Source organism: Luteolibacter sp. (genome assembly GCF_039920825.1).
Taxonomy (GTDB): domain Bacteria; phylum Verrucomicrobiota; class Verrucomicrobiia; order Verrucomicrobiales; family Akkermansiaceae; genus Luteolibacter.
The window spans coordinates 17,229-29,635 of sequence record NZ_JBDSCX010000014.1 but is presented as its reverse complement, the minus strand read 5'-3'; the positions used below and the strand labels follow the sequence as shown (position 1 = coordinate 29,635).

Below are 12,407 nucleotides of genomic sequence, written 5' to 3'. Positions count from 1 at the left end.
GCTGCTGTTGGAGAGCCTGCGCGCCTCCATGGACGCGTGGCTGCACCACGACCCGCGCGACCTGCCGCAAGACGACGATTTTTCCGATTCCTAACTTCCGCCTTCCATGTCCGACCTCCCGACCCTCATCAAGAACATCCAGCGCGCCGTCGGTGAAAAGGCGGATGGCATCTTCGGTCCCATCACCGCCGCGGCCGTGTGGCGTGCGTTGAATCATGATGCCGAGCCGGTGATGGATCCGGCCACGGTGTTCGGCATCGACGAGCGGAGCGCGGGAAATCTCGCGACGCTGGACACCAAGGCGCAACCGCTTTTCAGCCAGTTCCTCCGCCAGGCGAAAGCGACGGCCGCGACCTTCGGTTGCGATTACATCCTGATCGGTGGCGACCGCACTTGGGACGAGCAGGACGCGCTTTACGCTCAGCCACACGACGGCCGCGACAACGACGGCGACGGCCGGATCGACGAGGCGGACGAGAAAGTCACCAATGCGAAGGGCGGCCAGAGCAATCACAATTTCAAGATCGCCGGCGACTTCGGCGTGTTCCGCGGCAAGGCCTATCTCGACGCCACGGATCCGCAGCTCGCCGCCAAGGTGCATGCCGCGTGCTCGCTGCAGGCGATGCCGTGCGGCCTCGAATGGGGTGGCAGTTGGAAAACCTTCAAGGACACGCCGCACTATGAAGTGGCCACCGGTCTCACCCTGGCACAGAAGCGCGACCGCTTCGAGCGAACCGGCAGCGTCCTGTCCTAACTGCTACCCCCATGGACTATCTCGAAACCGGAAAATTCCTCGCGCAGCTCGCCGCCGTTGCCGCCTGTTACCTGAAGATCCAGTCCTCCATCCGCGCGATGGCGGGCAAGGGCGAGCAACGGGAAATCACCAACAACCCGCTCAACACCCAAGCCGTGTCCCGCCCGGCGACGATGGATGATCTCGGCCAGGTCTCCGCCCGCGTGACCAATCTGGAAAACCGCATCGAGCACAACCAGGGCTCGGCCGAGAAATGGCGGGAATCCCTCAGCGAAGACATCACCGATCTCCGCGACCGGATGGACGACAAGTTCGAGGTGGTCACCGACACGCTGCAACAACTCAACCGCTCCGTCGGCCGGCTGGAAACCTGAAGAATAATTTGAACCGCAGAGGCACAAAGGTCGCAAAGGAACGCGGAGCGGGTGCTCTGAAATCAAAAAAAATCATCATTCAAAAATCTCTTCTCCGCGTCCCTTTGCGACCTCCGCGCCTCTGCGGTTCCCTCTTCCTAACCACATCCACTCGCCGCCCATGACCGAAGACCAGAAAGCCATTTCCCTCATCCTCGACCTGCTCAATGTCACGCGCCAGGTGCCGCGCACCCGCGACTGGATCGAGACCGAGGTCAAGCTGGCCGGCCGCAAGTGTGACGTCGCCACGCTGCTGGAAGCCATGGCGGACGAGGAACTCGTCGAGGTGACCAAGGACGGTCTCAAAATCAAGCGCTACACCATCACCCTGAAAGGCCGCGAGGTCCTCGACAGCTTGTGAAGAAATCCATCAAACCCGCCAAGGGCATTTCCACGCCGAATCCGGACCGCAATGCCGGCAATGCGATCTCGCGGATGCCGCGCGCCGTGAGGGACAAGGTTTCGCACGCGCTGGAAGATGGCGCGGACTGGAAGATGGTCGCCTCCATCTGCAAGTCCGCCGGCTTTCCCGGCGTGCGGCCGCAGAACGTGACGAACTACAAGAAAGGCGCGCACCAGGACTGGTTGCGGAAAGAGGAGCGGATGGAAGTCATCCGCCGCGACTCGGAAAGCACGGCCGCCGTGATCGATCACTATGTCCGCAACGGCGGCAGTCCTGCGGAGGCGGGATTGTTAGCAGCCTCCGAGATCATGAGCAAGGCGCTGGCCGGCATGGGTCCGGAAGCCATGAAGGAGCTCGTATCCGCGGATCCGAAGGCGCTGTTCGCTGTCACCCGCGAGCTCGCCCGTGTGGCCGAGCTGCTCAACCGCAAGGGCGCCGGCACCGCCGCGACGCCGGAGGCCGCGCCCGCCGGACCGCAGATGACTGAGGAAGAGCAGGCCGCCAAGGTGGTCGAGCTGGTGGACGCCGCGTTGTTCACAAAAGGCAAATGAACCATGTCGATCATCCTCCCCAATCTGCGGATCGACTCTGAAAGGATCGTTTCAAATCACTTCCTCGACTACCAATGCGCGTGGATCTTCGACGAGTCGCGGATGATGCTGGCGGAAAAGTCCGTGCGGATCGGCTGGACCTACTGCGATGCCTTCCGCAATGTTAGAAAGCGGATCGCCCACAAGAACCGCGACTATCTTTTCTGCACCAAGGACCAGGCATCCGCGTTGGAATACCTCGCGCTGTGCATGAAGTTCATCGAGCTTTACAACCTCGCGGGCAACGTCCTGCGCGGTCCCCACACCGAGGAAATGACCATCAAGGACCCGTCGTCCGGCGTGGTCGAGGTGGTGAAGTTCAACTCCATCAAGTTCAAGAGCGGCTCGCGAATCATCGCGTTCTCCGCCAGCCCGATGGCGATGGCGGTTTACGAAGGCGACGTCGGCGGCGACGAGTTCGCCAAGCCGCAGAATGCGCCGCTGTTGTGGGAGACCATGCAGGGCCGCGTGGTCTGGGGATTCGACATGGCCGTCTGGTCCGCGCACAACGGCACCGATACCTTGTTCTATCAATTCTCCCGCGAGGCCGCCGCAGGCAAGGGCGGGTGGAGTCATTACAAGGTGACCATGGAGGACGCGATCGACCACGGCCTCTTGGAAAAGATCAACGAGAAAACCGGCAAGCATCAGACGAAAGCTGAATTTTTAGAGGACTGCCGCAATCGCGCCCGGCTGCCGGAAGTTTACGAGCAATCGTATAATTGCAACCCGACCGGCTCCGCGAGCTCCATGGTCACGTGGGCGACCATCTGCCAGTGCCGGCGCGACTACACGATCGAGCGGCTGCATTTCGAGAATGAGCAGATGCTCAAAACCTTCGGTCCGTATAATGACGCGGCGCCGCTCGGCCGGAAGTTGCAGATCACCAACTTCATCAAGGCGGCATTTCCCAAACTGTTCGGCAAGCCCAAGCATCGCCGCATCGGCTTCGACGTCGCGGCCAGTGGCCAGGGCGACTTGTGCGTGATCTACATCGACGAGAAGGAAGACAAGAAACAGAAGCTCGAAGCGCTGTTCACCTGCCGCACGGACGATTGGGATTTCATTGAGACCGTGCTGTGGGCTTTCATGGGCGGCCTGGGTTCGGTCAAGGCCGCGGGCGATGAGACCGGCCTCGGCAAGCAGGTCTGTTGGCGCACGGCCAAGCGCTTCCCTAACTTCGTCCCGGTCAACTTCTCGCGCGACAAGCACAACATGGGGCACGCGCTGATGAATCAACTATCCGTCGCGGAGAAAGTTTTCCCGTCCGGCGAGGACGACATCGCGCAGGACTTTTTCTCGCTGCGGAAAAACTTCGCCGGCGGCCGGTGGATTTTCTCCGAGGGACGCAACAATCTCAACCCGGTTTCCCACTGCGACATCGCCTGGGCCGGCGCGCTCGCCACCAAGGCGGATGAGAACGCCGGGGAAGGATCGTTCACCCGCGAGGCTCTATCACAAACCGTCATCCAACAGGTCAAACCGATCGCCCGCTTCACACCCCGCCGCATTCGATGAAAACTTCACCTTCGCAAAATGTCATGATTTCAGGATCTCCGCCTCCATCCACACCGCCACGGCGGAGCACGGCGGAGGGTCTGGCGGGCTTCGGGGCCTACCTTGGCTCTCTGTGGCGGGGCAAGGCTCCTGCCGCTGATCCTGTGGCCGCTGCCGTGGAATCGAAACCGACCGCCACTTCGCTGCAAACGATCCTTCTGCCGCACGCCCGCACGCGCTGGATGCTGCCGGCCGCCGGTGGCATGACGCCCGCCGCGATCGAGAGCATTTTAAAAGAAGCGCTCACCGGAAAATCGCCGCGGCGCGAGCAGGAACTTTACTCGCTGATGGAGTCCACCTGGCCGCGCCTGTTGAAAAACAAGATGGAGGTGACCGAGGCGGTGCTCTCGCTGGATTGGAATTTGATGGATGCCGACGAGGACGAGCGGATCGACGGCGCCGAGGATCTGATCAAGCGGACCAAGAACGGGATGAAGGGCGACCCCATCACCGACGGTCACGGCTGGCGGGCGACGCTCGGCGCGCTGCTCGACGGCTGGTTCCGCGGGATTTCCATATCTGAGATCGAGTGGGAATACCGCGGCGGGAAAAAGTTTCCGCAGGCGTGGCTGCCCAAGCTCACGCGCGATCTTCCGCCTTGGCACTTCGGCTGGCGGACCGGGCCCGGTGGCCAATCTTCAAGTTCCAAACTCCAATCACCAACAGAGCAGGACGGCCGGCTGGTGCTCTATCCGGACGCGACGGCGAACAACGGCATCGACTTCCCGCCGAACAAATTCCTCATCGCCATCCGCAAGGCGGGCAAGGGCCACCCGTCCGGCACGGCGCTGCTGCGGTGCCTCGCCTGGTGGTGGTGCTCGGCGAATTTCTCGCAGGAATGGTTGTTGAATTTCGCGCAGATCTTCGGGCAGCCGTTCCGTTGGGCGACGTATGATCCGAGCCAGGAAGGCGTGAAGGATGATCTCGCCGCGATGATGGAGGCGATGGGCTCCGCCGCCTATGGTGTGGGACCGGACGGCACCAAGGTCGAGTGGCACGAGTCGAGCAAGAGCGGTGCGGACAATCCGCAGGCCTACATCCTCACGCTGGCGGATACCGCATGCGATTTGTTAGTCCTCGGCCAGACGCTCACTTCCACCCAAGGCTCGTCCGGATCGCTCGCGCTCGGCGAGGTGCATCAAAGCGTGCGCGCCGACATCATCGACAGCGCGGCCGCCTGGCTGGCGGAGGTGGTGAACGAGCAGCTCATCCCGGCGGTGATCTCGCTGAACATGGGCGAGATCGACGAGGACGGCTCGCTGCCGTGGTTCCAACCGGCGCGCAAATCGCAAAAGGACACCAAGGTCCTGGCGGAAACCTTCAAGATCATCCTGGATTCCGGGATCCCGCTGGTGCAGGACGAGGTCTATGATGCGTTGGACATGTCCAAGCCCGGTCCGGAGGATGAAATCTTCGGCAAGCTGCCGGGTAAGGAACTGCCACCGCCGCCAATGAAACCCGGTGACCCGCCCGCGGTGGATCCCGCCGCGGATCCGGCTGGCGACGTGCCGGCGGAGGCCGCGCCGCTGCTCCGCCGGGTGCTCGCCAAGCTGCCGTTGGATGCCAGGGAATATCTGATGGCCCGGATCCTGCCGGCGGATCTCGGTGAATAGGTCCTATCCGACCCATGGGACCTATGAACCGTTTCCAACAACTCGAAATCCAACAGGCCGCCACGCGGGCGGAGCTGCCGCGCGTGGCCGTGCAATGGCTGGCCGCCGCGCGCACGCCGCTGGAAAAGCTCACCATGGCCGCGCTGGATCCGGATCTATCGGATGAAGAGTTCGTGAAACTGGTCGAACGATTTTCCGAGGACCTTCCCAAGCTTCTCGACACCATGGATCACGACGCCCTGGCGGAACTGATGGAGGAAGGCATGGGCGCGGCGATGGCGAATGGGATTGAGCAGCGGACTGGGAAATAATTTGAACCGCGGAGGCGCAAAGGTCGCGGAGGAACGCGGAGCCGGTGCTCTGGAATCAAAACAATTCATCATTTTAAAAATCTCTTCTCCGCGTCCCTTTGCGACCTCCGCGCCTCCGCGGTTCCCTCTTCATCCATGATCACGCTGACCCTCACGAAAGACGAGATCACGCCGGACCTGCGCAAGCTGCTCAAGGAGGCGGAGAGCGACAGCCCGCTCGGCAGCGTGCTCGGCCGGGCCGCGGCGAACACGTTGAAAAAGCATTTCCGCCAGCGCAACACGGTGCCTAACAAGCTCGGCGGGGCGCGGACGAATTTCTGGAGCCGGATCGCGGAGTCGGTGCAGGCGCCGCGCCAGGAGCCGGGCCGGATCATCGTGCCGGTTTCGCACCCGGCGATCGCGCAGAAGGTTTTCGGCGGAACCATCACGCCGAAGAAAGCCAAGAACATCGCCATCCCGATCGACCCGCGCGCGCATGGCAAGAGCCCGCGGGTGTTTCCGCTGTTGGAGTTCGCGGTGATGAAGTCCGGCGCGAAACTGCTCGGCCTTAAGAATGGCCGCGGCGGGATGGATTGGCTGTATGTCCTGGTGAAATCCGTGAAACAGGACGCGGATCCGAACGCGCTGCCGAAACCGGAAACGATGGCGGAGTCGCTGACGAAAGCGGGCGAGATCTATCTGCGCAACCGGAAGTGAGAAAAGGGTGGACCCTCGCGCCCCGCGTGCCTCGGAAGGGTTACGCCGCGGAAATTGCACGGCAGATTGCGAGCCGTGTCCGACCCCGTTCTCTATCTCGCCCGCGCTTCCGCCCTCGATGTGGCGGAGGATGGCAGCATCCAAATGTTTCCGCCAGGGAAGCATGCGATCGTTCCCTCCAACGCGGATCCGAAAAAGAAATCGCAGGTCCTGGAGCTCATCATCGACGCGGCGACCGCCGATGTCGTCGAGTCCGCCCGCGCCGCCTATCAGGCAAAGGCGGATGCCGGCGAGGGCGACGCCCCGTATTTCGATTTCAATCACAACGACGAGGAGGCCAGCTTCTGGCCAAAGCGCATTTTCTGGGGTGGCGATGATCCTAAGCTCGGCGGTGTCCGTGCCGAGGGCGAGCGCTCCGCCGCCGGCGAGCAGGCCATTTCCGGCAAGACGTTCCGCCGCTTTTCCCCCGCCTTCTACGAGAAGGACGGCCGCATCACCGGAGCTCCGACCAACATGGGCGGACTCGTGAACCGCGCCGCCTTCACCAAGGTCGCCGCCTTGTTCGCCAAATCCGGCGAAACCGAAACCTCTCCCGAATCCGAAACCGCCCCAACCATGCTCACGCCCGAAGAAATCACCGCTCTCCAACAGGAGAACACCCGCCTCACCACCGTCGTCACCGGCCTCGAAACCCGTGTCGGTGAAATGGAAGTCGCCGCCAAGGCCGCCGCCGAAACCGACGCGAAAAACTTTGTCGCCATCCACGCCAAGGAAGGTCGCATCCCGCCCGCCGTGGAAATCCAAGCCAAGTGGGTCGCTGCGATCATCGCCGATCCCGCCGCCAAGGACCTTATCCTCGCGATGGCTGTGAATCCCGCGCTCAAGCAAATCATCAAGGCCAAGGCCGCGCCGGAACAAGAGGGCGAAGAGGAAGTCGTCGAAGCCAAGTCCGGCATCGACGGTCTCGCCGCCGCCATCAAGGCGAAACGCGAAGCCGCTGCCACCGCCCATCACGGCTGAGCCCTTCCGCCGCCACTCTCACCTTTACCTCTCCTAACACACCGATCCCATGCCATCCGTCACCCTGCTCGATCTCATGAAACTCAAGTCCGGTTCGGACGGCGCGCTCCATCTGGTGCAAGCTGTCGGCCTGGCTGCCCCGGAAGTGCTCGCGCTTCCATCCAAGACCATCACCGGCACGTCCTATGACGTCACCCTGGTGAAGTCCTATCCGACCGTCTCTTTCCGCAAAGCCAACCAGGGCATGAGTGCCTCGCGCGGCGAGTTCGAGACCCGCAAGGCGGAGTGCTTCATTCTCGATGCCCGCATCGAAGTGGACAAGGCCGTCGCCCGCAAGCACGACAAGGGACCGGACGCCCTCATGGCGCTTTATTCCATGATCACCGGCAAGTCGTCCATCCTCAGCATGGGCAACCAGACCATCTACGGCACCGCCCTGGACGGATCCGGTTTCCCAGGCCTTCAGGAAATGGTGCTCGACGCGATGACCGTGGACGCCACCGGCTCCACCGCCAATGCCGGCAGCTCGGTTTACTTCGTCTTCGGTGACGAGGACTTCGGGGTCTCCTACGTTTACGGCAATGACTCGTCCTTCGAGCTGCAGCCGTTCGTCGATGGCGAGGGTGAGGATGCCGCCGGCAAGAAGTTCCCCGCGCACATCGGTTATCTGAACTGCGCGCCCGGCCTTTCCAACGCCAGCCCGTTCGCCGTCGGTGTCATCAAGAACCTCACCGCACAAGCCGGCAAGGGCCTTACCGATTCGCTCGGCTATCAACTGTTGGAAAAATTCCCAACGGACGTGAAGCCCACCCATGTCCTGATGAACCGCGCCGCCCGCGGCCAGCTCCAACGCTCCCGCACCGTCACCCTCATGGGCAACGGTAAGAAGGGCGATGTCGGCGGTGCCGAGGGCACCATCGCTCCGCTGCCGGATTTCCTCTGCGGCATCCCCATCGTCTGCACGGATTCCATCACCAGCCTTGAGGCCATCCGCTGATCCAACCCACTCCCTAACTAAACCGCAAATCCGAAACCGCGCTGGCAGACCGCAGGAAATAGTCTGCCACCTTTTCCAACCAAACTCCTCTTCCCATGTCCGCTCCCAACTACGCCCGCAATCTCCGCGACCTCGTTTTCACCATCACCAAGGCGCTGCCCGCCGCCGCCGCCACCAACTACACCGACGCGCTCGACCTCGGCCAGGCCAAGGTCCAGTCGCTTGAGCAAGTCGAGTTCGAGCTCGCTATCCCGGCGACGCCCGCGCTGGTCGATGCCAAGACCATCCTCTTCGCCGTCCAGGACAGCGCGGACAACATCACCTTCGCCGCGGTGGATCCCGCCATCACCACCGGCACGCTCGGCGCCGGCGGTGTCGGTGCCGCCGCCAAGACGGTGCGCTTCCGCCTGCCCTCGCAGACCCGCCGCTACGTCCGGATCTCGCAAACCGTGCTCGCCGCCGGTGGTGACAACACCGCCGTCTCCACCACTTTCTCCGCCCTGTTCTAACTCTCCCGCTGATACTGTTGCTGTTCGTTCCTGTGACCGCTGGCAGACCGGGAAATAGTCTGCCTCCTTCGGGAACATCGAACATCGAACGCCCGACATCGAACATCGAACATCGAACGAATATGAAAGCCTCCAGATTTGTAAGCGGCATCGTTGCCGCCTGTGCCGTGGGAATGGGAATGATTTCTCCCCCCCGTCGTCATGTCCCAACGGATTTCCGCCAACCGCGGCGAGGGTCCTAACGCGATGCGCGCGCCGGACAACGCTCCGACCAACACCGTCGGGCAGAGTTTCGCGCTGCGCAAATCCCAACAACAGGCCAACGAAGGAATGTTCGCCGGCATGATGGGAGGCCAGGCCGATCTCAAACCGCTGCGCAAACTCAACCAGCGCCAGATCCGCCGCAATTTCGCCCGCTGCCGTGCCGCCGTTCTCCGCCGCGCCTTTGCTTGATAGGCCTCTTCCCTATCAACTCTCAACTTTCAACTCTCAACCTCTTCGATGTCCGCCACCCTCACCGTTCCGCAACTCAAGTCCGCTCTCACCAACGATCAGATCGTCAAGGCGCGTACCACCGGCATTGGCGAGGGGGAAACCATCGACGTTGTCGCCGAGGAAATCACCGCGGCCTGTGCCAAGGTGGATACCTACTGCGCCGGCTACGTCGTGCCGGAAGGGCTCACCACCGGCTGGGCTCGCGAGCTGGCCGCGCACAATGTCGCCAAGCGTCTCGGCACGCCGACTCCCGACCAGGTGCGGACCTTCGAGCGAACCAACACCGAACTGGAGGACCTGAGAGACGGCAAGTTCCCGAACATCGCCAAGGTCGCCGGTGCCACCGCCGGCAAGGTGATTTCCGGCAGCCGCCCGAAAGTCCTCTAACGCACGGAAACTTCACGCGTCCTTCATCACCCTTTCACGATTCTCCTCTTTCCTAACCACCGCCGCACCCGTGATCCCCACCCGAACCATCCGTGATGCGCTGCTCGCCGACCTCAATGGGTCCGGAATTTTTGAGAAGGTGATGGCGCACAAGGACGCGGACCTCGGCGCCGCGCTGGAACACCTGCGGGATTACCCGTCCTCCATCGCCGTCGTTGTTCCCGGCGAGGACAAGTTCGAGCACACCTACGAGCCGGGCACCAACACTCCGATCCGGACCGAGTGCCGCAACGGCTTCGAGCTGCTGGTCTCCGCCCGCGAGCTCGACATGCGCGAGGACGGCGCGGTGGATTCCCTGACCTTCAAGGACCAGGTGCTCGACCGCGTGCTCTGGTCCACCCTCGGCGTGCCGAACCTCGTCTGCATGCCGCTGCAGTGCGAGCCGATGATCATCACCTTCGAGGACGCCCGGAACACCAAGGGCCGCGAGGCCTGGAAGATCACCCTGGAAATGCGCCACGACTACGAGGGCTGATTCCTCCTCTTTCTATCAACTCTCAACTACCCACTCCCAACTTCTTAGAAAATGTCAGTCGCCATCAAACTCGGTCAGGAAGTCGTCTGGGGCACCAACTCCGCCGGCACCCTCACGCAAGGCAAGATCCTCAGCCTGTCCAAGAAAACGACTGGCGGACTGTTCGAGCAGAAGGATGAAAACGGCGAGACGTATTCCGTGATTTTCTTCGATGACCAGATCGAGATCTCCGCGGAGGTTCTCGCTTCCACCACCGGCGCCGCGCCGGCGCGCGGGGCTGCCATCAATATCGGCGGGGTGACTTCCGCCTTGGTCATCGACGCGGACGAGAACTGGAAAGCCGGCGAGACCAAGAAATTTACCATCAATTTCAAAAAATGGGTGGCATGACGGCCTTCTAATGCGTCCAACCCGATTCCCGCCCCGTAACCATCATGTCCGCCAAATCAAAACCCAACAGCATCCTCGAAGCCGCCAGCAAGAATCCATCCGTGGCGCTGCGAGCGTTCGCGCCGGAGGTGGACTACATCCTAACGATGGATGCCTGGATGCTCCTGGAGGCGCTGGAAAGTCCGTATGTTTCCGGCGGCAAACTCCAGATGCGCGACACCATGGTGCTGCTGCTGGCGATGACGGACACGGACACGCTGTTCGCTGCCAAGCGCAAGGGGCCGGACGCCGTCGAGGATCTGCTCCGCGCCGCCGGCCGCACGCTCCGGCCGCAGGCGGTGATGGATCTCCGGCCGAAGATCGAGGCCGCCATCGACGCCGCCTTCGATCCGCTGCCACCCGGCGAGGCGGAAAAAAAAAGCTCTGCGGCACCGGTTGGTGGCTCTCCCTCATCGACCTGATCGCGAGCGAGTATCACTGGCCCGGTCCCTACCTCCGCCGGCTGCCGCTGGCTGAGGTGCTTTGCTATCAGGCGGCCATCCTGCAACGCCATGGCCTCGATAAGTCCGCGCCGACCTTCGCGGAACGGGACCTCATGAAAAACGGTTTCTAACTTTCTCCATCACCCATGCCCGGCATCGAATACACCCTCGGTCTCAAGAACGAAGAGTTCAGCAAGGGGATCCGCAGCTCCATTTTATCCGCGCAGGTGATGGGCAAGGCCATCGGCTTCGCGGCGAGCACGGCCGGCAAGGTGCTCGGCGATGTGGCCGCCGGATTCGCCACGCTCGACCAGGTGCAGCTCACCCAACTCGACGCCACGCTGGCCAAGCAGATCGATAGCGCGCGCACTTGGGCGGAGGCGCTGCAAAACCCGATCGACGCGCTGCTCAAGCTCAAGAACGGCGTGGGGGTGAAAGAAGCCTTCGCCGATGCCAACGAGCAAATGACTTTGAACGCGAAAGCTCACGCCGACGGCATCCAGCGGATGCTTGACCGCGGCATCGACAGCGCCGCCGCGCTGCAGGAGATGGCCAAAAAAATGCAACAGGCGAACCGCGTGCTCGACGCGTCCGGCCAGGCGGATGCCGCCGCGCGCGATCGCAAGGACGCCGCCGAGGTCCGTGGCGGCGCCGCGCCGGAAGATGTCGCCGCGCGCCGTGCCAAGGCGGATGCGGACACCGCCCGCGAAAACGAACAACGCCGCGCGAACGACGCCGCGGAAAAAGCCAAGACCGCGAACGCGAATCTGACCCGCGCCAAGGAAAACCAGCAGGCCGTTCTATCCGACAAGACTTCCGGCCGTGGCGATGCGGACAAGGCCGCCGCGGCCGTCGCCATCCAACAGAAAGCCGCCGACGCCGCGAATGGCGAACTCGAAACGGTGAAGGCAATCCAAAAGGAACGCCTGCGCGGCCTGCGTGAGGAAACCGACGGCCGCATCGAAAGTCTCGCCGCGGAGAAAGCCGCGCGCCTGCAGCTCGAAGCCGACCGCGCCGCCAAGCTGGCCGGCCGCAAGAAGAAAACCGAACGACCGGACACGCCGGAAACCGTGCGCCCCAATACCGACCGCCTCGCGCAGATCGGCGGCTACGTCGGCGGGGCGGCCAGCGCGCTCACCAACCGCATTGCGGAGCGCACCGCCAAGGCCACCGAGGCGACTTCCAAGGGGATTGAAAAACTCCTTGCCTACTCGCTGCGCGGGACCGGCTCGTTTCAGGAAACCGTTTTCTAACC

17 protein-coding genes are annotated in these 12,407 nt (G+C 62.8%); all 17 read left to right on the top strand.

Annotated elements, in window-relative coordinates:
• Positions 1-106 precede the first annotated feature (106 nt).
• Positions 107-754, top strand: coding sequence for a M15 family metallopeptidase (locus ABIQ96_RS03215; RefSeq protein WP_348213104.1), 648 nt, complete (start codon positions 107-109; stop codon positions 752-754).
• A gap of 11 nt (positions 755-765) precedes the next feature.
• On the top strand, positions 766-1,128 hold the full coding sequence (locus tag ABIQ96_RS03210) for a hypothetical protein (protein ID WP_348213103.1): 363 nt from the start codon (positions 766-768) through the stop codon (positions 1,126-1,128).
• Positions 1,129-1,288: 160 nt separating this feature from the next.
• A complete protein-coding gene (locus ABIQ96_RS03205; protein WP_348213102.1) occupies positions 1,289-1,528 on the top strand; it encodes a hypothetical protein in 240 nt (79 codons plus the stop codon).
• Entirely contained in the window at positions 1,525-2,121 is a 597-nt protein-coding gene (locus tag ABIQ96_RS03200) for a hypothetical protein (RefSeq protein ID WP_348213101.1), read from the top strand. Before ABIQ96_RS03205 ends, ABIQ96_RS03200 begins: the two co-directional genes overlap by 4 nt.
• 3 nt (positions 2,122-2,124) lie before the next feature.
• Complete coding sequence (locus ABIQ96_RS03195) at positions 2,125-3,678, top strand: hypothetical protein (RefSeq protein ID WP_348213100.1); 1,554 nt, start codon at positions 2,125-2,127, stop codon at positions 3,676-3,678.
• Positions 3,675-5,330, top strand: coding sequence for a DUF935 family protein (locus tag ABIQ96_RS03190; RefSeq protein WP_348213099.1), 1,656 nt, complete (start codon positions 3,675-3,677; stop codon positions 5,328-5,330). The genes ABIQ96_RS03195 and ABIQ96_RS03190 overlap by 4 nt, the downstream gene beginning before the upstream one ends.
• 14 nt (positions 5,331-5,344) lie before the next feature.
• Positions 5,345-5,641, top strand: a complete 297-nt coding sequence (locus ABIQ96_RS03185) for a hypothetical protein (protein WP_348213098.1) — start codon at positions 5,345-5,347, stop codon at positions 5,639-5,641.
• 135 nt (positions 5,642-5,776) lie between these two features.
• The gene (locus ABIQ96_RS03180) at positions 5,777-6,337 is read left to right on the top strand and encodes a hypothetical protein (protein WP_348213097.1); all 561 of its coding nucleotides are present in this window, start codon (positions 5,777-5,779) and stop codon (positions 6,335-6,337) included.
• A gap of 75 nt (positions 6,338-6,412) precedes the next feature.
• Entirely contained in the window at positions 6,413-7,357 is a 945-nt protein-coding gene (locus ABIQ96_RS03175; RefSeq protein WP_348213096.1) for a hypothetical protein, read from the top strand.
• A gap of 49 nt (positions 7,358-7,406) precedes the next feature.
• Complete coding sequence (locus tag ABIQ96_RS03170) at positions 7,407-8,354, top strand: major capsid protein (RefSeq protein ID WP_348213095.1); 948 nt, start codon at positions 7,407-7,409, stop codon at positions 8,352-8,354.
• Between the two features lie 95 nt (positions 8,355-8,449).
• The gene (locus ABIQ96_RS03165; protein WP_348213094.1) at positions 8,450-8,863 is read left to right on the top strand and encodes a Bbp16 family capsid cement protein; all 414 of its coding nucleotides are present in this window, start codon (positions 8,450-8,452) and stop codon (positions 8,861-8,863) included.
• Positions 8,864-9,064: 201 nt separating this feature from the next.
• Positions 9,065-9,316 (top strand): hypothetical protein, encoded by a 252-nt coding sequence (locus tag ABIQ96_RS03160; protein ID WP_348213093.1) that lies wholly within the window; start codon positions 9,065-9,067, stop codon positions 9,314-9,316.
• A 48-nt stretch (positions 9,317-9,364) separates the two neighbouring features.
• Complete coding sequence (locus ABIQ96_RS03155; RefSeq protein ID WP_348213092.1) at positions 9,365-9,745, top strand: hypothetical protein; 381 nt, start codon at positions 9,365-9,367, stop codon at positions 9,743-9,745.
• A 70-nt stretch (positions 9,746-9,815) separates the two neighbouring features.
• Positions 9,816-10,280: a hypothetical protein gene (locus tag ABIQ96_RS03150; RefSeq protein ID WP_348213091.1), complete on the top strand. Its 465-nt coding sequence runs from the start codon at positions 9,816-9,818 to the stop codon at positions 10,278-10,280.
• 51 nt (positions 10,281-10,331) lie between these two features.
• A complete protein-coding gene (locus ABIQ96_RS03145) occupies positions 10,332-10,670 on the top strand; it encodes a hypothetical protein (protein WP_348213090.1) in 339 nt (112 codons plus the stop codon).
• 44 nt (positions 10,671-10,714) lie between these two features.
• Positions 10,715-11,131, top strand: a complete 417-nt coding sequence (locus ABIQ96_RS03140; RefSeq protein WP_348213089.1) for a hypothetical protein — start codon at positions 10,715-10,717, stop codon at positions 11,129-11,131.
• A gap of 167 nt (positions 11,132-11,298) precedes the next feature.
• Positions 11,299-12,405 (top strand): hypothetical protein, encoded by a 1,107-nt coding sequence (locus ABIQ96_RS03135; protein ID WP_348213088.1) that lies wholly within the window; start codon positions 11,299-11,301, stop codon positions 12,403-12,405.
• Positions 12,406-12,407: the final 2 nt, after the last annotated feature.

Excerpts from the sequence above, each read along its gene's own strand:
- ABIQ96_RS03215 (WP_348213104.1), top strand. The coding sequence starts at position 107 with ATGTCCGACCTCCCGACCCTCATCAAGAACATCCAGCGCGCCGTCGGT.
- ABIQ96_RS03210 (WP_348213103.1), top strand. The coding sequence starts at position 766 with ATGGACTATCTCGAAACCGGAAAATTCCTCGCGCAGCTCGCCGCCGTT.
- ABIQ96_RS03205 (WP_348213102.1), top strand. The coding sequence starts at position 1,289 with ATGACCGAAGACCAGAAAGCCATTTCCCTCATCCTCGACCTGCTCAAT.
- ABIQ96_RS03195 (WP_348213100.1), top strand. The coding sequence starts at position 2,125 with ATGTCGATCATCCTCCCCAATCTGCGGATCGACTCTGAAAGGATCGTT.
- ABIQ96_RS03190 (WP_348213099.1), top strand. The coding sequence starts at position 3,675 with ATGAAAACTTCACCTTCGCAAAATGTCATGATTTCAGGATCTCCGCCT.
- ABIQ96_RS03185 (WP_348213098.1), top strand. The coding sequence starts at position 5,345 with ATGGGACCTATGAACCGTTTCCAACAACTCGAAATCCAACAGGCCGCC.
- ABIQ96_RS03180 (WP_348213097.1), top strand. The coding sequence starts at position 5,777 with ATGATCACGCTGACCCTCACGAAAGACGAGATCACGCCGGACCTGCGC.
- ABIQ96_RS03170 (WP_348213095.1), top strand. The coding sequence starts at position 7,407 with ATGCCATCCGTCACCCTGCTCGATCTCATGAAACTCAAGTCCGGTTCG.
- ABIQ96_RS03165 (WP_348213094.1), top strand. The coding sequence starts at position 8,450 with ATGTCCGCTCCCAACTACGCCCGCAATCTCCGCGACCTCGTTTTCACC.
- ABIQ96_RS03160 (WP_348213093.1), top strand. The coding sequence starts at position 9,065 with ATGTCCCAACGGATTTCCGCCAACCGCGGCGAGGGTCCTAACGCGATG.
- ABIQ96_RS03155 (WP_348213092.1), top strand. The coding sequence starts at position 9,365 with ATGTCCGCCACCCTCACCGTTCCGCAACTCAAGTCCGCTCTCACCAAC.
- ABIQ96_RS03145 (WP_348213090.1), top strand. The coding sequence starts at position 10,332 with ATGTCAGTCGCCATCAAACTCGGTCAGGAAGTCGTCTGGGGCACCAAC.
- ABIQ96_RS03140 (WP_348213089.1), top strand. The coding sequence starts at position 10,715 with ATGTCCGCCAAATCAAAACCCAACAGCATCCTCGAAGCCGCCAGCAAG.
- ABIQ96_RS03135 (WP_348213088.1), top strand. The coding sequence starts at position 11,299 with ATGCCCGGCATCGAATACACCCTCGGTCTCAAGAACGAAGAGTTCAGC.